Source organism: Candidatus Nitrospira neuquenensis, from assembly GCF_979578155.1.
In genome coordinates this window covers 20359-39043 of record NZ_CEFZDU010000018.1, presented here as the reverse complement: position 1 = coordinate 39043, position 18685 = coordinate 20359, and the positions used below count along the sequence as shown (strand labels likewise).

General features: G+C 70.0%; 14 protein-coding genes and 1 pseudogene. 13 read left to right on the top strand and 2 right to left on the bottom strand.

The features are described 5' to 3' along the window. Positions 1-191: 191 nt before the first annotated feature. From AC1U7O_RS08445 to AC1U7O_RS08385, 13 genes and pseudogenes are all read left to right on the top strand, one after another. Positions 192-1448 (top strand): glutamate-5-semialdehyde dehydrogenase, encoded by a 1257-nt coding sequence (locus tag AC1U7O_RS08445; RefSeq protein ID WP_479894283.1) that lies wholly within the window; start codon positions 192-194, stop codon positions 1446-1448. A 1-nt stretch (position 1449) separates the two neighbouring features. Beyond that, positions 1450-3228 (top strand): hypothetical protein, encoded by a 1779-nt coding sequence (locus AC1U7O_RS08440; protein WP_479894281.1) that lies wholly within the window; start codon positions 1450-1452, stop codon positions 3226-3228. A gap of 209 nt (positions 3229-3437) precedes the next feature. Next, positions 3438-3989 (top strand): bifunctional pyr operon transcriptional regulator/uracil phosphoribosyltransferase PyrR, encoded by a 552-nt coding sequence (gene pyrR / locus AC1U7O_RS08435; RefSeq protein WP_479894280.1) that lies wholly within the window; start codon positions 3438-3440, stop codon positions 3987-3989. 13 nt (positions 3990-4002) lie between these two features. Beyond that, a complete protein-coding gene (locus tag AC1U7O_RS08430) occupies positions 4003-4923 on the top strand; it encodes an aspartate carbamoyltransferase catalytic subunit (RefSeq protein WP_479894279.1) in 921 nt (306 codons plus the stop codon). Between the two features lie 17 nt (positions 4924-4940). Continuing rightward, positions 4941-6239 carry a dihydroorotase gene (locus AC1U7O_RS08425; protein WP_479894278.1) on the top strand — a complete coding sequence of 433 codons (1299 nt, stop codon included), beginning with the start codon at positions 4941-4943 and terminating at the stop codon, positions 6237-6239. Between the two features lie 11 nt (positions 6240-6250). Next, positions 6251-6775, top strand: coding sequence for a DUF4149 domain-containing protein (locus tag AC1U7O_RS08420; RefSeq protein ID WP_479894277.1), 525 nt, complete (start codon positions 6251-6253; stop codon positions 6773-6775). Between the two features lie 20 nt (positions 6776-6795). Beyond that, the gene (carA, locus tag AC1U7O_RS08415) at positions 6796-7959 is read left to right on the top strand and encodes a glutamine-hydrolyzing carbamoyl-phosphate synthase small subunit (RefSeq protein ID WP_479894276.1); all 1164 of its coding nucleotides are present in this window, start codon (positions 6796-6798) and stop codon (positions 7957-7959) included. Then, positions 7952-8923: a signal peptide peptidase SppA gene (gene sppA, locus AC1U7O_RS08410; protein ID WP_479894275.1), complete on the top strand. Its 972-nt coding sequence runs from the start codon at positions 7952-7954 to the stop codon at positions 8921-8923. Before carA ends, sppA begins: the two co-directional genes overlap by 8 nt. Before the next feature lie 124 nt (positions 8924-9047). Next, positions 9048-10019, top strand: coding sequence for a M48 family metallopeptidase (locus tag AC1U7O_RS08405; protein WP_479894274.1), 972 nt, complete (start codon positions 9048-9050; stop codon positions 10017-10019). A 27-nt stretch (positions 10020-10046) separates the two neighbouring features. After that, positions 10047-13295, top strand: a complete 3249-nt coding sequence (carB, locus tag AC1U7O_RS08400; RefSeq protein ID WP_479894273.1) for a carbamoyl-phosphate synthase large subunit — start codon at positions 10047-10049, stop codon at positions 13293-13295. Between the two features lie 34 nt (positions 13296-13329). After that, a complete protein-coding gene (greA, locus tag AC1U7O_RS08395) occupies positions 13330-13806 on the top strand; it encodes a transcription elongation factor GreA (RefSeq protein WP_479894272.1) in 477 nt (158 codons plus the stop codon). A 13-nt stretch (positions 13807-13819) separates the two neighbouring features. Continuing rightward, positions 13820-14620, top strand: a complete 801-nt coding sequence (locus tag AC1U7O_RS08390) for an SAM hydrolase/SAM-dependent halogenase family protein (protein ID WP_479894271.1) — start codon at positions 13820-13822, stop codon at positions 14618-14620. A gap of 99 nt (positions 14621-14719) precedes the next feature. Beyond that, positions 14720-15103, top strand: a pseudogene (locus tag AC1U7O_RS08385) (RidA family protein); the annotation flags it as partial. A gap of 16 nt (positions 15104-15119) precedes the next feature. Here AC1U7O_RS08385 and AC1U7O_RS08380 read toward each other — a convergent pair. Then, positions 15120-17123 (bottom strand): glycoside hydrolase family 15 protein, encoded by a 2004-nt coding sequence (locus AC1U7O_RS08380; protein WP_479894270.1) that lies wholly within the window; start codon positions 17121-17123, stop codon positions 15120-15122. 109 nt (positions 17124-17232) lie between these two features. Further along, positions 17233-18660 carry an adenosylmethionine--8-amino-7-oxononanoate transaminase gene (gene bioA, locus AC1U7O_RS08375; protein ID WP_479894269.1) on the bottom strand — a complete coding sequence of 476 codons (1428 nt, stop codon included), beginning with the start codon at positions 18658-18660 and terminating at the stop codon, positions 17233-17235. Positions 18661-18685: the final 25 nt, after the last annotated feature.

Genomic DNA, 18685 nt, shown 5'->3' with positions numbered 1-18685 from the left:
ATTACAAATGACGCAACGATCTGTCTCTCGGTAAGATTTTAGATGACTCAATACGTCGCCTTGACGCTCGCCTCCGCCGCGCGGTATTCTGCCGCGAGAATCACGCGGAGCGCCCGATCGCCATGGACGATTCCACCGCCGCTGCGCCCGAGCAGGCAGCCGAGCAGTCTCCCGAACAGGCCGAGCCGGTCCTGACGCCGGAGGAGTACGTCGAGGGCCTGGTGAAGAAGGCCCGGGCGGCGGCGGGGAAGCTGGCCGCGCTCTCGACGACGGTCAAGGACCAGGCGCTGCTCGCCATGGCCGACCGGCTGATCGAGCGGACCGACGACCTGCTGGCCGAAAACGAGAAGGACCTCGCGGCGCTGGAGGAGGCGCCGGAGCGGAAGGCCTTCGCGGACCGCCTGCGGCTCACGCCCGAGCGCATCGCGGAGATGGCCGAGGGGCTGCGCACGGTCGCCGCGCTCGCGGACCCGCTCGGCGAGACGCCGCGGATGTGGCGCCGGCCGAACGGCCTGCAGGTGGGCCGGATGCGGGTGCCGATCGGCGTCGTCGGAATCATCTACGAGGCCCGCCCGAACGTGACGGCCGACTCCGCCGCCCTTTGCCTCAAGTCGGGCAATGCCTGCGTGCTGCGGGGCGGCAAGGAGGCGATCCATTCCAATGCCCTCATCGCGAGGCTCCTCGTGGAGGCGGCGGAAAAGGCCGGTGTCCCGGAGGGGGCGATCGCCTTCGTGGACCGGACCGACCGGGAGGTGGTGTCGGCGCTGCTCAAGCAGGACCGGTACGTGGACCTCATCATCCCGCGCGGCGGCCCTTCCCTCATGAAGACCGTGACGGAGGCATCCCGCATTCCCGTCATCAAGCACGACGCGGGCATCTGCCACGTCTACGTGGACGCCGGGGCGGACGTCGCCATGGCGCGCGCGATCTGCGTCAACGCCAAGGTCCAGCGCCCCTCGACCTGCAACGCGATGGAAACCCTGCTCGTCCACCAGTCGGTCGCGCGGGCGCTGCTCCCGGACTTGGTCGCGGAGCTGCGGGCGGCCAAGGTGGACGTGCGCGGCTGTCCCAAGACGGTTTCGCTCTGCCCGGAGGTTGCGCCGGCGTCCGACGCGGACTACGGCCAGGAGTTCCTGGACCTCATCCTGGCCGTCAAGGTCGTGCGGAACATGGAGGAGGCGATGGAGCACATCGCCCGCTACGGCTCGCGCCACACCGAGGCGATCGTGACGAACGACTACGGCCGCGCCCTGCGGTTCCTCCGCGAGGTGGACGCGAGCGCCGTGCTCGTCAACGCCTCCACGCGGCTGAACGACGGGTACCAGTTCGGGCTCGGGGCGGAGATCGGGATCAGTACGACGCGCATCCACGCCCGCGGGCCGATGGGGCTGGAAGAGCTCACCTGCTTCAAGTTCATCGCCTTCGGGTCCGGCCAGATCCGCGAATGACGTGGACGATTCCCTCCTAGACGTCCTCGACCGATCGGGCTCCCTCGTCTTCCCCCTCAACCGGGCGTCCCTGCGCGAGGTCGCCGCGGGCGGCCGCGTCCGGCGCCTCCCCACGGGTCACCTGGTCTTCTACGGGCCCCACGGCCGGCGCATCCTCGCGACCGATCCCGGCGGCACGCCCCTGCACGAATGCGAGTGGACGCCGGATGGGAGGGGAGGGGCCCGGCTGGCACGCGCCCGCCTGCATCTGGACTGGGGACAGTGGGTGGGGCTCACGCCCGGCGGCCTGGTCAACGAGACGGTGCTCGACCTTTCGCGGAAACCCGGCTGGCGGGCGCTGCGGGCCGACGACCTCCGCGGCATGGCCGCGCGGGCGCTACGCGTTCCGATCGAGGAGGTGCGCTGTTTCTACGGGGACGAGGACCTGGTGCTCGACGGCGCCGGACACGCGACGATCCGCCACCGGAAGGACGCCTTCTTCATCCTGGAGGACGGCACGTTCGAGCGGGCCCGCTTCATGGCGTGCATGGGGGCGATGCACTGGGAGCGGATCGACTTTCTGCCCGTCGTCGAGCTGTTCCGCTCGCTCCTGCCTGGCACCGGCTCCGCCGCCTTCGAATTGATCCGCGGCCTCTACGACGATCAGAACCGGGACGGCCGCCTGCCGCTCCGCTACCGCGGCATCCCGACCTATCCCTCCGAGGCGGCCTACAAGCTCTTCGGCGCCTTCTTCGCACCGAGCCACCCGAGCGGCGAGCCCTTTCCGGTCTTCATGGACCCGCCGCGCTCCCAGGAGGTGACCTGGCTGCCGGTCCCGGACCCGCCGCGGCGCTACTTCGACCGCGAGCGGCGTCTCTGCGTGACGATCCAGGGCGCGACGGTCCAGAAGGCGACGCCGGCCGACGATCCGGCCGGACTGGCCTTCGTCCGGCCGAGGCCGGACGGCTTCGCCCCCTGCGGGCGGAGCGTCACGGTGTCGCACGGCAAGTTGATCCTCAGGGACGGCGAGACGGCGACCGAGGTTCCGGTCGATCCGGCCTGGGGCCCGATCGCCGACAGCCCGGCGACAGCCCTCGCGGGGACGGGCGCGGCAAGAGGGGAGGGCTGGCTCGCCCTGTTTCGGGACGCGCCGCCCCGGGTCACCGCCGCGCAGGCGTGGTCGTCCGTGCTGCTCTATCCGCTGGACGACCGGGAGATCGATGAACCCGCCGCCCAGCCCTTCGTCGCCGACTTCCTCCAGGACGAGATGGAGCAGGACCGCGACCTGGCGGCGAGGGCGTCCCGGGCCGGGCGCATCCTGGCGCTGCGCTTCGAGGCGGCGCTGGAGGCGCTCATCGCCCTGGACCGGCCGGCGGCCGTCACCCTGCTCTATGAGCATCCCGCGCTCGCGCAGCGACAAGCCCAGGCCCTCTGGAACCGACTCGCGCAGGCGGGCAAGCTGGATTGGACCGGCCGATTCTCCTTCCTCCCGGCGGTCAGCGAGCCGGCGGTCCTCGGCGAGCGCTACGACCTCATCTACGCCTGGACGCCCTATGCCCTGTTCGACCGCTCCGACGCGCTGGGCCGGACGGCCGCGGCCCTGGCCGGCGCGCTCGCACCGGGCGGCATGGTCTTCGCCGTCGGACCGGCGCACCTGGGCGCGCTGCTCCGGGCCCGTGGCCTGCGCCTGGTCCGCGAGGCCCCCGTCGAGTCGCTGCCGACCTTCCGCATGCACCGGAGCATTCTCCCGAAGGCGCGGCTCACCGAAGGGTTGACGCTGTTCCTCGCGGCCGGCCGCTGATGCGGTGAAAGCGGAACCTCGTTTCCGCCCCCTTGACACCGTCTTTCCGTCCCCGTAAGATGCGGCCACCTTTAACGCTCATCCGGTGAGGTGAGCAAGGAGTCCGTCCGATGCGGTACGGCCAGCCACGCGCCGTCCCCGACAACCGACACCTTCTTGTCCAGGCCGGGCAGGAAGGTTTTTTTATGCCCTGAATCCGGACGGCCGCCGTGGAGAAGCAAGGCAAAGCGACCGAGAGGCTGGTCATGGACGCCGGCGAGATGGCCCGCGCCCTGACCCGGATCGCGCACGAGATCCTCGAGCGCAACCGCGGGACCGAGCGGCTCGCGCTGGTCGGCATCCGCACCGGCGGCGTGTACCTCGCCCACCGGCTGGCCAAGCGGATCCAGGAGATCGAGAAGGCGCAGGTGCCCATCGGCGAGCTGGACATCACGCTCTACCGCGACGACCTGGCGCTCCGCAAGGAGCAGCCGGTGCTCCGGAAGACGACGATCCCCTTCAACATCTCGGGCCTGACCGTCGTGCTGGTGGACGACGTGCTCTTCACGGGCCGGACGACCCGCGCGGCGATGGACGGGTTGATCGACCTCGGCCGGCCGGCCGAGGTCCAGCTCGCGGTCCTGGTGGACCGAGGCCACCGGCAGCTCCCGATCAAGGCCACCTTCATCGGCAAGAACATCCCGACGGCGCGGGACGAAGAAGTTCATGTGTTCCTCGAAGAAGCGGGCGAAGAGGACCGCGTGGTCATCGTCAAGACGTGACGCGGAGGACGCCATGAGCCTCAAGCACAAGGACCTGGTCGGCATCGCGTCCCTGACTCCGGAGGAGATCACGCAGATACTGGACACCGCCGAGTCGTTCAAGGAGGTCAGCGGCCGCGACATCAAAAAAGTGCCGGCGCTCCGGGGCAAGACCGTCGTCAACCTCTTCTTCGAGCCGAGCACGCGCACCCGCACCTCCTTCGAGCTGGCGGCCAAGCGGCTCAGCGCCGACGTGATCAATTTCTCGCCCTCCTCCAGCAGCGTCGTCAAGGGCGAGACGCTCCTGGACACGGCGCGCAACATCGAGGCCATGCAGGCGGACCTCATCGTGCTCCGCCACCCGGCCGCGGGCGCGGCGGACACGCTGGCGCGCGGGGTCAAGTCGTCGGTGATCAACGCCGGGGACGGCTGGCACGAGCATCCGACGCAGGCGCTGCTCGACCTCTTCACGCTGCGGGAGAAGAAGCTGGAGTTCCGCGGCCTCACGGTGGCGATCGTGGGAGACCTGGCCCACAGCCGGGTCGCCCGGTCCAACATTTACGCGCTGACGAAACTGGGAGCGGAGGTCCGGGCGGTCGGCCCCCCGACGATGATCCCGGCGTGCCTGGAGCGGCTGGGCGTGACCGTTTACCACCGGATGGAGGAAGGGCTCCGCGGCGCGGACGTCGTCATGATGCTGCGCCTGCAGCTCGAACGGCAGGGGCGGGCGCTGTTCCCGAGCATCCGGGAGTACTCCCGCCTCTACGCCCTGACGCCCGAGCGGGTCAAGCTGGCGGCGCCCAACGCGGTGATCATGCACCCCGGGCCGATCAACCGCGGCGTCGAGATCGCGCCGGAAGTGGCGGACAGCTTCTCGTCGGTGATCCTGGACCAGGTCGCCAACGGCGTGGCGGTCCGGATGGCGGTGCTCTATCTCCTCGCGGGCTCGGCATAGGGGGAGTTGACGCGTTCATGACGATGCTGATCACGGGCGGCCGGGTGATCGACCCGGGTCGGGTGAACGGCCCGGCGGACGTCCTCATCGAGAACGGGAAGATCGCCGCCGTCGGTCCCGGCCTGGCGGCCCGCGCCCGCGCGAGCGGCGGCACGACCGTGGTCGACGCGACCGGGAAGCTGGTCCTTCCGGGGTTCGTGGACCTGCACGTGCACCTGCGCGAGCCGGGCTTCGAGTACAAGGAGACGATCGAAACGGGCACGGCCTCGGCGGCGGCCGGCGGCTTCACCTCCGTCTGCTGCATGCCCAACACGAGCCCCGTGAACGACAACCAGTCCGTCACCGAGTTCATCCTGGAGCGGGCCGCGGCGGCCGGCTACGCCCACGTGTTCCCCGTCGGCGCGATCACCAAGGGCTCCGAGGGGAAGGAGCTGGCGGAGATCGGCGACCTGCACCGCGCCGGCTGCGTGGCGATCTCCGACGACGGCCGGCCGGTGATGAACAGCCTCGTGATGCGCCGGGCCATGGAATACGCGCGCGCCTTCGACCTGCCGGTCGTGGACCACTGCGAGGACCTACACCTCTCCGAGGGCGGATGCATGAACGAGGGGCTCGTCTCGACGCAGATGGGGCTGCCCGGCATCCCCGCCGCCGCGGAGGAGGTGATGGTGGCGCGCAACCTGGCCCTGGCCGAGCTGACCGGCGCCCGGCTGCACCTAGCCCACATCAGCACGGCGGGCTCCGTGCGGATCGTGCGCGAGGCCAAGTCGCGGGGACTCAGGGTCACCGCCGAGGCCTGCCCCCACCACTTCACGCTGACGGAGGAGGCGGTGCGCGGCTTCAACACGCTCGCGAAGATGAACCCGCCGCTGCGTGCCTGGGGCGACGTGCAGGCGATCAAGGAGGGACTCCGCGACGGCACCATCGATGCGATCGCGACCGACCACGCGCCGCACGCGGTGCAGGACAAACAGCAGCAGTTCGCCGAGGCGCCCTTCGGCGTGGTGGGGCTGGAGACCGCGCTCCCGCTCACGCTGGCGCTAGTGGAGGAGGGCGTGCTCGCGCTGGAGACCGCGGTCGCCAAGCTGACGAGCGAGCCCGCCCGCGTGTTCGGGCTCGCGAAGGGGAGCCTGGCGCCGGGCGCGGACGCGGACGTGGTCATCGTGGACCCGGAGGAGCCCTGGGAGGTGGACCCCTCCCGGTTCCGTTCACGGAGCCGCAACACGCCCTTCGCCGGCTGGAAGGTCAAGGGCCGGGTGCGGACGACGATCCTCGCCGGCCGGGTCGTGTTCGAGGCGGCGGGCGGGAAGGGCTGACGCCGGCTCGTATGGCGCCCGGAGCGAGAGCCGGATGGGGGCTCGTTCTCTGCCAGACGGTGGAGCTGGTGGCCCTGGCCGTCTGGGTGGGCGGGTTGATCGTGATCGTCGCGGCGGTGATCCCGGCGGTCTTCAACTCCTTCGGGATGGAGCCCGGCGGGCGGTTCCTGACGCGATTGTTCTCCGGGTATAATCGGCTCGTCGGGGCGTCGGCGATCCTGCTGGCGGGATGTCTCGGCTTCCGGCGGCGGCTGGCGCGCGGCGGCCGGGCGGAGCCGATCCCCCGGCCGGAGCTGTGGCTGCTGGTCGTGATGGCGGCGGTGGCCGGCGCGATCACCTTCTGGCTCGGCCCCGAGTCGGTCGAGCTCCAGGAGCAGGCCTTCCGGGCCCGGGACGAGGCGGCGAAGAAGGCGGCCTACGACGCCTTCTTCCGGACGCACCATCTCGTGCGGGGGCTCTATGTCGTCAACCTGCTCCTCGGCGTGGCGGTGCTGGCGGTGAAGGTGAAAGCCTGGCAGAGGAATGTTGCGTTGTGAGTGTTGAGTGCAAGACGGGCATGAAGAAAGCGATTCTGGCATTGGCGGACGGGACGGTCTTCGAGGGCCGGGCGCTCGGCTTTGAAGGGGAGACGGTCGGGGAGCTTGTCTTCAACACCGCCATGACCGGCTACCAAGAGATCCTGACCGACCCCTCGTATAAGGGCCAGATCGTCACGATGACCTGCCCGCACATCGGCAACTACGGGGTCGCCGGGAGCGACGCGGAGTCCCGCCGGCTCTGGGCCGAGGGCTTCATCGTCAAGGAGGCCAGCCGCCGTCCGAGCAACTGGCGGTCGGAGCGGGCCCTCGACGACTACCTGCGCGAGGCGCGCCTGGTCGGTATCGAGGGGGTGGACACGCGGGCGCTGACGCGGCGGCTGCGCGAGGGCGGCTCGCAGCCGGGAGTGATCTCGCACACCGACCTCGACCCCCGTCGGGCCGTGGAGAAGGCGCGGGCCGCGCCGGGGATCGTCGGGCGGGACCTGGTCGCGGACGTGACGTGCGACCGGCCTTACGAGTGGACGGAAGGCTCCGGGCGCTGGACGCCGGACGTGGACCGGACACCGGGGGGCGGCACCTCGTCCGGGCGGACCTTCCACGTCGTGGCCTATGACTTCGGCGTCAAGCTGAACATCCTGCGCAGCCTCGTGGACGCAGGCTGCCGGGTGACGGTGGTGCCGGCCTCCACGCCCGCTGCCGCGGTCAAGGCCCTGGCACCGGACGGCGTCCTCCTGTCCAACGGCCCGGGCGACCCCGAGGGGCTGCCCTACGCGATGGAAGCGGTGCGACAGTTGATCGGCTGGCGGCCGATCCTGGGCATCTGCCTGGGCCACCAGATTCTCGGGCTCGCGCTCGGCTTCAAGACCTACAAGCTGAAGTTCGGCCACCATGCGGCGAACCACCCCGTCTTGGACCTTCGGACGCGGGGCGTCTCGATCACCTCCCAGAACCATAATTTCGCGGTGCGGATGCCCGCGGCGGGCGCGCTGGCGGCGGACACGCCCTTCGGCCGCGTGGCCGTCAGTCACCTGAGCCTGAACGATGACTCGGTCGAGGGGCTGACCTGCCTCGACCAGCCCGTGCTCTCGGTCCAGTACCACCCGGAGGCGGCCCCGGGCCCGCACGATGCGGCGTACCTGTTTCGGCAGTTCACCTCCATGATGGAGTCATTCCATGCCTGAGCCCGTTTCTCGGTCGGGCGTCCTCGCGGCCGTCGGCGCGATGTCCCTCGCGCTGGCCGGCTGCATCACGATCAATCTCATGCCCGGGCCCGGCCCCCTCAAAGAAGAGGTGGTGGGCGGATCGGGCCCGGCCAAGGTGCTGCTGATCGAGGTGTCGGGCGTGATCAGCGACCATGAACGCGGCGGCCTCCTGGAAGAGCCCAACCTGCTGGCTCACGTGAAGGAGGAGTTGTCCCGCGCGTCCGAGGACGACGCCGTCAAGGCGCTCGTGCTCCGCATCAACAGCCCGGGCGGCACGGTCACGGCCTCCGACGTCCTCCACCACGAGATCATGAAGTTTAAGGAAAAGCGCAAGATCCCGGTCATCGCCTCGATCATGGACGTCGGCGCCTCCGGCGGCTACTACGTCGCGGTGGCCGCGGACAAGATCGTGGCGCATCCCTCGTCGGTCACGGGGAGCATCGGCGTCATCATGATGACGATGAACGCCCGAGGGCTGATGGAGAAGATCGGCATGGAGGCCACCGCCGTGACCTCCGGGCCGCGCAAGGACATGGGGTCGCCCTTCCGGGCGATGACCGACGAGGAGCGCCAGATCTTCCAGGGCGTCATCAACTCGTTCTACGAGCGGTTCCTGACGGTCGTGAAGGAGGGCCGGACGAACCTCTCGGCGGACGAGGTGCGGAAGCTCGCGGACGGCCGCATCTACGCCGGCGAGCAGGCCAAGACGCTCGGCCTGGTGGACAGCGTCGGCTACCTGGACGACGCGGTCGAGCTGGCCAAGCAGCAGGCGGGCGTGCACGAGGCCCGTGTCGTGACCTACCGGAGGCCGGGCGAGTACCGGAACAATATCTACTCGCGGCTCTCCGGCGACGGAGCCGGACTCGCCGCGCTGGCCGGCCTCGACCCGATGGCCCTGGCCCGGGGCGGCACGCCCCGCTTCATGTACCTGTGGATGCCGTGAAGGGATTGACGGATTGGAGGATTGGCGATCGAATCGGGCAAGGAACCCCTCGCCGGTTCAGTCAGCCAATCCCCCACTCATCCGATGGCTCAATGTCGCGTTCCTTCAACGACGCAATGACCCAATGAATCACCGCTTCAAGGCCTCGACCGATTCCTGGGATCGGCTGGCGCACGCGCCCGTCGGCCGCCGCGCGCTGCTTGCGCTGGGGGCCCGCGGCGTGCTCGCGCTCTGCGCCGGGTCCGGCCTGGCCTCCGCGCTGGCCGGCTGCTACCGCGCCCCGGGGACGGCCCGTGACCAGCTCATCTTCATCTCGGAGGAGAAGGAGATCGAGATGGGCGTGGCGGCCTTCCGGTCCATCCTGCGGGAGGCGCCGCTCAACGAAAACCCGGAGATCAACGAGATGGTGCACCGGGTGGGCGGCCGGATCGCCAAGGTCGCCAACAAGCCCGAGTACCACTGGGAGTTCGCCGTCATCCAAGAGGACCAGATGGTCAACGCCTTCGCCCTGCCGGGGGGCAAGGTCGCGGTGTTTACCGGCATCCTCAAGTACACGAAGGACGAGACCGGCCTCGCCACGGTCATGGGACACGAGGTCGCGCACGCTTTGCAGCGCCACGGCGCGGAGCGCATGAGCCGCGGGCTGCTGGAGCAGATCGCGCAGCTCGGCGCGCTGGCCGGCTCCATCGGGGGGCACATGGACCCGAGCATCGCGATGGGCGCCATGCAGGCCTACGGCGTCGGCGTGTCGCTGCCCTTCAACCGGAAGCAGGAATCGGAGGCGGACTTCGTCGGGCTGCGGCTGATGGCCATGGCCGGCTACGACCCGCGCCAAGCGGTCCCTTTCTGGGAGCGTATGGCCGGCTGTCCCAAGCAGTGGATCGGCAAGCTCTGCTTCCGGTCCCAGAACGCGATCCCGGAATTCCTGTCCACCCACCCCTCGGACGTCACCAGAATCAACCAAATCGAGGCCTGGCTGCCGGACGCCCTGCGGTTCTACCAGCCGGCGAACGCGCCGGCCCAGGGCCCGGAGCCCCCGCCACCCTATCTCAGCCCCCCGTCCCAGTTCCAGGGCCCCATGCCCCGGAGCAGTTAGGCCGTCGCCGACGCCCGAGAGGACCCCGTGCCCAGACGCACCGACATCCGCTCCATCCTGCTGATCGGCTCCGGCCCCATCGTCATCGGCCAGGCCTGCGAGTTCGACTACTCGGGCACGCAGGCCTGCAAGGCCCTGCGGGAGGAGGGGTACCGCGTCGTCCTGATCAACAGCAATCCCGCCACGATCATGACCGACCCGGAGCTGGCGGACCGGACCTACGTCGAACCCATCACGCCCGACGTCGTCGAGCGGATCATCGAGCGGGAGCGGCCGGACGCGCTGCTGCCGACCATGGGCGGGCAGACCGCGCTCAACGTCGCGGTGGCGCTGGCCAAGCGCGGGTCGCTGGCCAAGTACGGGGTGCAGCTCATCGGCGCGTCGGCGGAGGCGATCCACAAGGCGGAGGACCGCGAGGCCTTCCGCCGGGCCATGTGGAAGATCGGCCTGCGGACTCCCGCCAGCGGCATCGCGCGCACGCCGGCCGAGGCCGAGGCGGAGCTCGCCCGTGTCGGCTTCCCGGCGATCGTCCGTCCGTCCTTCACGCTCGGCGGCACGGGCGGCAACATCGCCTACAACGTCGAGGAGTTCAAGCGCTGCGTCGAGTGGGGGCTCCAGGCCAGCCCGGTCGGGGAGGTCCTGATCGAGGAGTCCGTCATCGGCTGGAAGGAGTATGAACTGGAGGTCATGCGCGACCTCAAGGACAACGTCGTCATCGTCTGCCCGATCGAGAACGTCGACCCGATGGGCATCCACACGGGCGACAGCATCACGGTCGCGCCGGCCCTGACGCTCACGGACCGGGAATACCAGGTCATGCGGGACGCAGCGCGGCGGATCATCCGGGAGGTCGGGGTGGATACGGGCGGGTCGAACATCCAGTTCGGCATCCACCCCGGCACGGGCGAGATGGTCGTCATCGAGATGAACCCCCGCGTCTCCCGCAGCTCCGCGCTCGCCTCGAAGGCCACCGGCTTTCCCATCGCCAAGATCGCGGCGAAGCTCGCGGTCGGCTACACGCTCGACGAGATCACCAACGACATCACCCGCGTCACGAAGGCCGCCTTCGAGCCGTCGATCGACTACGTGGTCGTGAAGATCCCGCGGTTCGCCTTCGAGAAATTCCCCGGCGCCGACCCGACGCTGACGACCCAGATGAAGTCGGTCGGGGAGGCCATGGCGATCGGACGGACCTTCCGGGAGGCGCTCCAGAAGGCGGTGCGCTCCCTGGAAGTGGACCGCTGCGGCCTTGTGTCGCTGCAGGGCTGGGACCGCGGCCTACCGGAAGGGCTTTCCCCCCAGGAGGCGGCGGAGCGGACCCGCGCCGCGCTCAGCACGCCGCACCCCGACCGCCTGTGGCACCTGGCCGACGCGATCCGGGCCGGGGTGCCGCCCGAGGAGCTGTTCGCCCTCACGAAGATCGACCCCTGGTTCCTGGACCAGCTCCGCGAGCTCGTCGAGTTCGAGCGGCGGCTCGTCGCGCACGGCCCGCCGCCCGACGCCGGCCTGCTGCGGGCCGCCAAGTCGCTCGGCTTCTCGGACGAGCGCATCGGGCAGCTCACGGGCCTGCCCACGCGCGAGGTGCGCGCGAGACGCGCCGCCGCCGGCCCCCGGGTCACCTACAAGCGCGTGGACACCTGCGCGGCGGAGTTCGAGGCGCACACGCCCTACCTCTACTCGACCTACGACGGCGAGTGCGAGGCCGCGCCGACGACGCGGCCCAAGGTCGCCATCCTCGGCGGGGGACCGAACCGGATCGGGCAGGGGATCGAGTTCGATTACTGCTGCGTGCACGCCGCCTTCGCGCTCCGGGAGTTGGGCGTCGAGACCATCATGGTCAACTGCAACCCGGAGACGGTCAGCACCGACTACGACACCTCCGACCGGCTCTATTTCGAGCCGCTCACCGAGGAGGACGTGTTGAACCTCGTCGAGATCGAGCGCCCGCTCGGCGTCGTCGTCCAGTTCGGCGGGCAGACGCCGCTCAAACTGGCGCTCCCCCTGGAGCGGGCCGGCGTGACGATCCTCGGCACGAGCCCCGACGCGATCGATCGGGCCGAGGACCGCGAGCGGTTCCGCGAGCTACTCGGGCGGCTGGGCCTGACGCAGCCGGCGAGCGGGATGGCGCGCTCGGCCCAGGAGGCGGCCCGCGTCGCCGCGCGGATCACCTACCCGGTCATGGTCCGACCCTCCTACGTGCTCGGGGGCCGCGCGATGCAGATCGTGTACGACGAGGCCGGGCTGATGGGCTACATGGCCTCGGCGGTCAAGGCCTCGCCCGACCACCCGGTGCTCATTGACAAGTACCTGGAGGACGCGATCGAGATCGACGTGGACGCGATCTCGGACGGGCGGCGGGTCGTCGTCGCCGGCATCATGGAGCACATCGAGGAGGCGGGCGTCCATTCCGGCGACTCCGCCTGCTCGCTCCCGCCCTATAGCCTGGACCCCGGCGTGGTGGCCGAGATCCGCCGGCAGGCCGCGGCGCTCGCGATGGACCTCGGGGTGGTCGGGCTGATGAACGCCCAGTTCGCCGTCAAGCAGGGCACGGTCTATGTGCTCGAGGTCAACCCGCGCGCATCCCGGACGGTCCCCTTCGTCAGCAAGGCCATCGGCGCGCCGCTCGCCAAGCTCGCGATGAAGGTGATGATGGGCAGGACGCTGGACGAGCTCGGCTTCACCGAGGCGCCGGCGCCGGCCCACGTGGCCGTGAAGGAGGCCGTCTTCCCCTTCACGAAGTTCGCGGGGGTGGACGTGCTGCTCGGGCCGGAAATGCGGTCCACGGGCGAGGTCATGGGCATCGACGACGACTTCGGGTGGGCCTTCGCCAAGTCCCAGGCCGCGGCCGGCGTGCCACTGCCGACGGGCGGCACCGCCTTCCTGAGCGTCAAGGACGGGGACAAGCCGGCGGCCCTGGAGGTGGCGAGGCGGCTCAAGCGGCTCGGCTTCCGCATCGAGGCCACGAAGGGCACCGCGGCCTACCTGGTGGAGCGGGGCGTGGAAGCCTCCTTCGTGAACAAGGTGGGGGAGGGACGGCCCCACATCGTGGACCACATCAAGAACGGCGAGATCTGCCTCGTCGTCAACACGGTGGGCAGCGAGTCCTCGCACCTGGACTCCAAGTCCATCCGCCGGGAGGCGCTCCATCGCGGCGTGCCCTACTACACGACCATGCCCGGCGCCAAGGCCGCGGTCCTCGCGGTCGAGGCGAGCGCCAGGCGGGGTCTGGCGATCAAATCCTTGCAGGAATACCACCGAGCCACCGGTTCAGCGTGACGGCTCGCGGCCGGGAGCCGACAGCGGAGAGACCATGCCGACACCCATCACCAAGAAGGGCTACGAAGCGCTCAAGGCGGAGCTGGACCGCCTGAAGAAGATCGAGCGACCGAAGGTCATCGAGGCGATCGCCGAGGCCCGATCGCACGGCGACCTGAGCGAGAACGCCGAATACGAGGCCGCCAAGGAGCGGCAGGGGTTCATCGAGTCCCGGATCACCGAGCTGGAGCGCAAGCTCGCGGAGGCGCGGATCATCGAGACCGCGAACCTCGCCAGCGAGACGGTCGTCTTCGGGGCCACCGTCGTGCTGCTCGACGTCCAGGCCGGCGAGCAGAAGACCTACACCCTCGTCGGACAGGACGAGGCCGACCTGAAGAACGGGCGCATCTCCGTCCAGTCCCCGGTGGGGAAGGCGCTGATCGGCCACCGGGTCGGCGACCTGGTGGAGGTCAAGACCCCCGCCCGCCAGGCGGAGTACGAGGTGCTGGAGATCAGGTTCGAAGAACTGTGACGGGTGACCGGCCATGCCCACCGCGATCTCGCTCATCACGCTTTTGACCGACTTCGGCGACCGCGACTATTTCGTCGCGAGCATGAAGGGGGTGATCCTCAACATCAACCCCCAATGCCGGATCGTGGACCTGAGCCATCAGGTCCCGCCGCAGCGGATCGAGGAGGCCGCCTACCTGCTGAAGTCCTGCTACAAGTACTTCCCCGACGGCACGATCCACGTGGCAGTCGTGGACCCCGGGGTCGGCACGACCCGCCGCGCCCTGCTGGCCTCCAGCGCGCGCTACTTCTTCCTCGGCCCGGACAACGGCGTCCTCAGCCAGGCGCTGGAGGAGGAGACCTCGGTCGAGGTTCGGCAGATCGAGAACAAGCAGTACCGGCTCGACTCGGAGGGGGCGACCTTCGACGGCCGCGACCTCTTCGCCCCCTCGGCCGCCTGGCTGACCCGCGGCCAGGCCCCCGGCTCCTACGGCCGGCTGATCAGGGACCACGTCAAGCTGCCCTGCCCCCAGCCCGCCTGGTCCGGCGGAGTCCTCGTCGGGCAGGTCGTCTACGTGGACCGATACGGCAACCTCATCTCCAACGTCACCCCGCTTTTCCTCAAGGAAGTCACGGGCAAGTCCCGCCGCGACACGGTCACGGTCCGGATCGCCGGCGCGACGATCGACGGCCTCGTGGGCAGCTACGCCGCCGGGTCCTCCTCCGCTCCCGCCGCGCTCATCAACAGCAACGGCCAGCTCGAGGTCTTCGTCAAGAACGGTAGCGCCGCCGACCTCTTGAAGTGCGGCCGCGGCGAACGGATCGAGCTCATCTGACCACCTGAGCGGACCCGCGGCGATCCTCGAGGCCCAAACTCCCTGCCCGTGGGAGCCGTCTTGCGGCTGCGGTCCCGGGGAGGGCGCCGAGGAGCGCCTATGGAACGGAAGCGCATCGCGACGGGCACGGTCTGGGAGCGGGTCGTGGGCTATTCGCGCGCCGTCCGGAGCGGCTCCTATGTCCACGTCTCCGGGACCACCGCGACGGACAAGGAGGGGCAGCTCGTCGGCCGGGGGGACGCCTACCGGCAGACGGTCCAGGCCCGCGCCAACCTCGATGCGGCGCTCAAGGTCGCCGGGGCGAGCCTCAAGGACGTCGTCCGCACCCGCATCTACGTGGTGAACATCGACGAGTGGGAGAAGGTCGGCAAGGCGCGCGGGGAGCTGTTCCGCGACATCCGCCCCGCGACCAGCATGGTCGAGGGGCGGCGGCTGATCAACCCCGACATGCTCGTCGAGATCGAGGCCGACGCCTCCGTCGGCCGAGCGCGGCAGAGCGTCATCCCGGCAGGCTTCGCCACTTGGCGAGATATTCCTGGACCGTCATCACCACGGTCCCGTGGCTCCAGGTCAGGGGCGAGACGGAAAGCGGCGCGTGGGTGTAGGGGTGGACCTGCTCGGCAAGGACGCCGGAGGGGAGCCCGTGCTCCGCGCACCAGTGCAGGAGGGCGGCGGCGGGCTTGAGGTCCTCGCGCTGCTTGGCGGTCGCGATGCGCCACTGCGCCAGCCAGAGGGTGCAGATGAACCAGGGATTGCCGGGGACGTTGGCGATGTCCTGGCTCTGCTGGTGGTAGTAGTCGTTATCGTAGCGCGCCATCCCGCCGGACCCGCCCTTGATCCACAGCCGCTCGCGCACCGCCTTCATCGTGTCCACGACCCGCGGATCGTCGACGGGCAGCATGCCGAAGGCCCAGAGGCCGAAGAGGGAGGAGTCCAGCGTCGGGTCGACCTCCCAGGCCCCGTCCGGCTTGCGGTTGGCCATGCGGACGAATCGCCCGAGCTCGCGCCGGTACAGCACGGCCTCGACCCCGGCCTTCACCTCGGCCGCGGCATGCCGATATTTCTCCGCGGCCGTACATTCCCCGAAGGCCCAGGCGAACTCGCCCGCCGCCTGCAGTCCCGCCCAGACCGCGCCGCAGGTGAAGGCCAGCACGCCGCGCCGCTCCTCCCACAGGTCGTAGGAGGGCAGCGGCAGCCCCGTCGCATCCCGGTACTCGGTCATGAAGTCGGCCGCCCGGATGATCAGCGAGCGGTAGAGGGGCTTGATGAACTCGACGTCCCTCCATTTCTGGAAGTGCTTCCAGAGCGCCCAGATGACCAGCGCGGTCTCGTCCTCCTGGATGGGCAGGTCCTTGCGCCCGTCGCGGATCCAGGGATGCCAGCTCGAGGCGAGGGTGCGGTCGGGGTTGTACTTGTGGAGGAGGTAGCCCTCCTTGCTCATCACGTCCCGACAGAACTGAAAGAAGGGCCTGGTGATGTCCAGGTAGCCGGCGAGGTCCAGGGCGTAGGCGACGAGCGCGCCGTCCCTGGGCCACATGTAGGAGTAGGTGTCGCGCACCGCCGAGGCGATGTCCGAATCGTTCGCCGCGAGGATGGCCCCTCCGTTGTCGATCTGAGTGCGGAGGATCAGCAGGCTGGATTCGTACATGGCGCGCACCGAGTCCGGCAGCTCGCCGAAGTCCGGCCGGTGGATCTCCAACCAGAGTCGCCAGTACGAGGCCGTCCGGTTGATGAAGTGCCAGGGTCCCCGGTGCCGAACCGACCGGTTGAGCCGCGTCACCTCCTCGAACGACGAACCCACCGCCAGCCAGTAATAGGCCGTCTGGGTGGCGCGTGGCGCCAGGGTCAGGTGCACCGCGACCGTCGAGTCCACGGAGCCCTGGGCGATGGGATTGCCGGAGAGGTGGCCGTCCTCCGCGTCCTTCCAGGTGCCCTGGAGGTTTTGGATCCCCTTGTGCCCACAGGCCCAGCCGTCCACGCCGAGATGCCAGCCTTCGACGGTATCGGGCGGGTCGTCGGCCCGGCGGCCCGGCGTGGCCGCGTTGATCAGGAACCAGCGGGGCCCCTTGTAGTGGAGCACCGCACGCCGCTCCGGCTCGTAGTAGGCGGTGTCGCCGGTCTCGTGGGACGAGATGTAGAAGTCGTGGTGGAAGAACAGGCGCACCTCGCGGGGCTGCTCGGCGGGATTGCCGACGTCGATCCGCCGCACGAAGAGGTTCTCGTGAAAGTCCACCGCATCGTGGCAGACCAGCTCCAGGCGCAGGTCCGGATGGGACAGCTCGACCTCGGTGACGAGGGTGCCCTGGGCGTAGCGCAGCGTGCGGCGCCAGCCGCCGTCGTCCACCCACCGGAACTGGCCGTCCACCCAGACGCCGAAACGGCAGACATGGCCGTTCGTGTGATTCTCCAGCCCGACATGGGGCCAGTAGAGGTCCCGCATCTGGTAGGAGCCGTCCACGTTGACGAGCAGGGCGCCGTTGCCGAGCGGCAGGTCACGCGGCATGGGTCACCAGCAGGGTGAGGAGCATGGTCGCGGCCGGCGGGCGACGGCCGGGCCGGGCGCGCCAGTATAGCGCAGCAGGTGGCCGGACGAAAGGTGGCGGCCGCGGCGGCTAGAGCCGTCCTGCGGCCGCAGGCGTCGCGCCGCCGTCCGTGACCGCGACGATCGACCGCTCGACGATCGAGACCATCCGGACGAGGTCCTTCAGGTTCGTGCTCAGGGGCGGCATGAGCACGATCACGTTGCCCAGGGGTCTGATCAGCAACCCCGACCGGCGGGCCTCCATGGCCACGCGGTGGCCCATCCGCTCCTCCAGCGGGTAGGGGGCGCGGGACGCGCGATCGACGACCAGCTCGATCCCGACCATGAAGCCCCGCTGCCGGACGTCGCCGACGTGCGGCAGCCGATCCAGGGACCGGAGGAGCCGGCGGAGGGCGGCGATCTTGGGACGCAGCCGCGCCAGCGTGCGCTCCCGACGGAAGACCTCCAGGTTGGCCAGCGCGACCGCGCAGCCCAGCGCGTTCCCGGTGTAGCTGTGGCCGTGGAAGAACGTCTTCCATTCCCCGTACTCGCCGAGGAAGGCGCGGTAGACCTCCTCCGTGGCCAACGTCGCGCCCAGCGGCAGGTAGCCGCCGGTCAGTCCCTTGCTCAGGGCCATGAGGTCCGGCGTGACCCCTTCGTGCTGGCAGGCGAACATCCGCCCCGTCCGCCCGAACCCGGTGGCGACCTCGTCGGCGATCAGGAGCACGTCGTACCGCGTGCACAGCTCCCGGAGGCGCGAGAGGTAGCCGGGCGGCGCGGTGACCATGCCGGCCGCGGCCTGGACCAGCGGCTCGACGACGAACCCCGCCAGGTCGCGGTGACGGCGCATGAACAGGGCTTCCACCGGCTCCAGACAGGCGATGCCGCAGGCCGGATACGCCCGGCCCAGCGGGCAGCGGTAGCAATAGGGCGCGGGGGCGGCGAGCGTCCGGAACTGCATCGGCTTGAACCGGTCCTGGAACAGACCGATGCCGCCGACGCTCATGGCCCCGGCCGTGTCGCCGTGGTAGGCGAGCGTCAGGTGGGCGAAGGTCCGCTTGGGACCCGCCGCGCGCCCGCACTGCCGCCAGTACTGGAGCGCCATCTTGAGCGCGACTTCGACGGCGGTGGAGCCGTCGTCGGAGAAGAAACAGCGCGTCAGGCCGCGCGGCGCGAGCCGCACCAGCGCGCGGGCGAGCCGGATGGCCGGCGGGCTGGAGAGGCCCAACAGGGTGCTGTGGGCGATGCGCCCGAGCTGCACGCGGACCGCGCGGTCGAGGAGCGGGTGCCGGTGGCCGTGCAGGTTCACCCAGAGGGACGACACGCCGTCCAGGTAGGTGCGCCCGGCCATGTCGGTCAGCCGCACGCCGCGCCCGCGCTCGATGATGAGGGGCGGCTCCGCCTCCCACTCCTTCATCTGCGTGAACGGATGCCAGAGGTATCGGCGGTCCCAGGCGCCGAGTTGAGCGGCGCGCCGGTCAGGCCGGCCGTTCGGCCCCGTTGGAGGCGTCGTGGGCACGGGAATCCTCTCTTGCACGTAGAGG

Excerpts from the sequence above, each read along its gene's own strand:
- AC1U7O_RS08430 (WP_479894279.1), top strand. The coding sequence starts at position 4,003 with ATGAGCCTCAAGCACAAGGACCTGGTCGGCATCGCGTCCCTGACTCCG.
- AC1U7O_RS08425 (WP_479894278.1), top strand. The coding sequence starts at position 4,941 with ATGACGATGCTGATCACGGGCGGCCGGGTGATCGACCCGGGTCGGGTG.
- AC1U7O_RS08420 (WP_479894277.1), top strand. The coding sequence starts at position 6,251 with ATGGCGCCCGGAGCGAGAGCCGGATGGGGGCTCGTTCTCTGCCAGACG.
- carA (WP_479894276.1), top strand. The coding sequence starts at position 6,796 with ATGAAGAAAGCGATTCTGGCATTGGCGGACGGGACGGTCTTCGAGGGC.
- sppA (WP_479894275.1), top strand. The coding sequence starts at position 7,952 with ATGCCTGAGCCCGTTTCTCGGTCGGGCGTCCTCGCGGCCGTCGGCGCG.
- AC1U7O_RS08405 (WP_479894274.1), top strand. The coding sequence starts at position 9,048 with ATGAATCACCGCTTCAAGGCCTCGACCGATTCCTGGGATCGGCTGGCG.
- greA (WP_479894272.1), top strand. The coding sequence starts at position 13,330 with ATGCCGACACCCATCACCAAGAAGGGCTACGAAGCGCTCAAGGCGGAG.
- AC1U7O_RS08390 (WP_479894271.1), top strand. The coding sequence starts at position 13,820 with ATGCCCACCGCGATCTCGCTCATCACGCTTTTGACCGACTTCGGCGAC.
- AC1U7O_RS08380 (WP_479894270.1), bottom strand. The coding sequence starts at position 17,123 with ATGCCGCGTGACCTGCCGCTCGGCAACGGCGCCCTGCTCGTCAACGTG.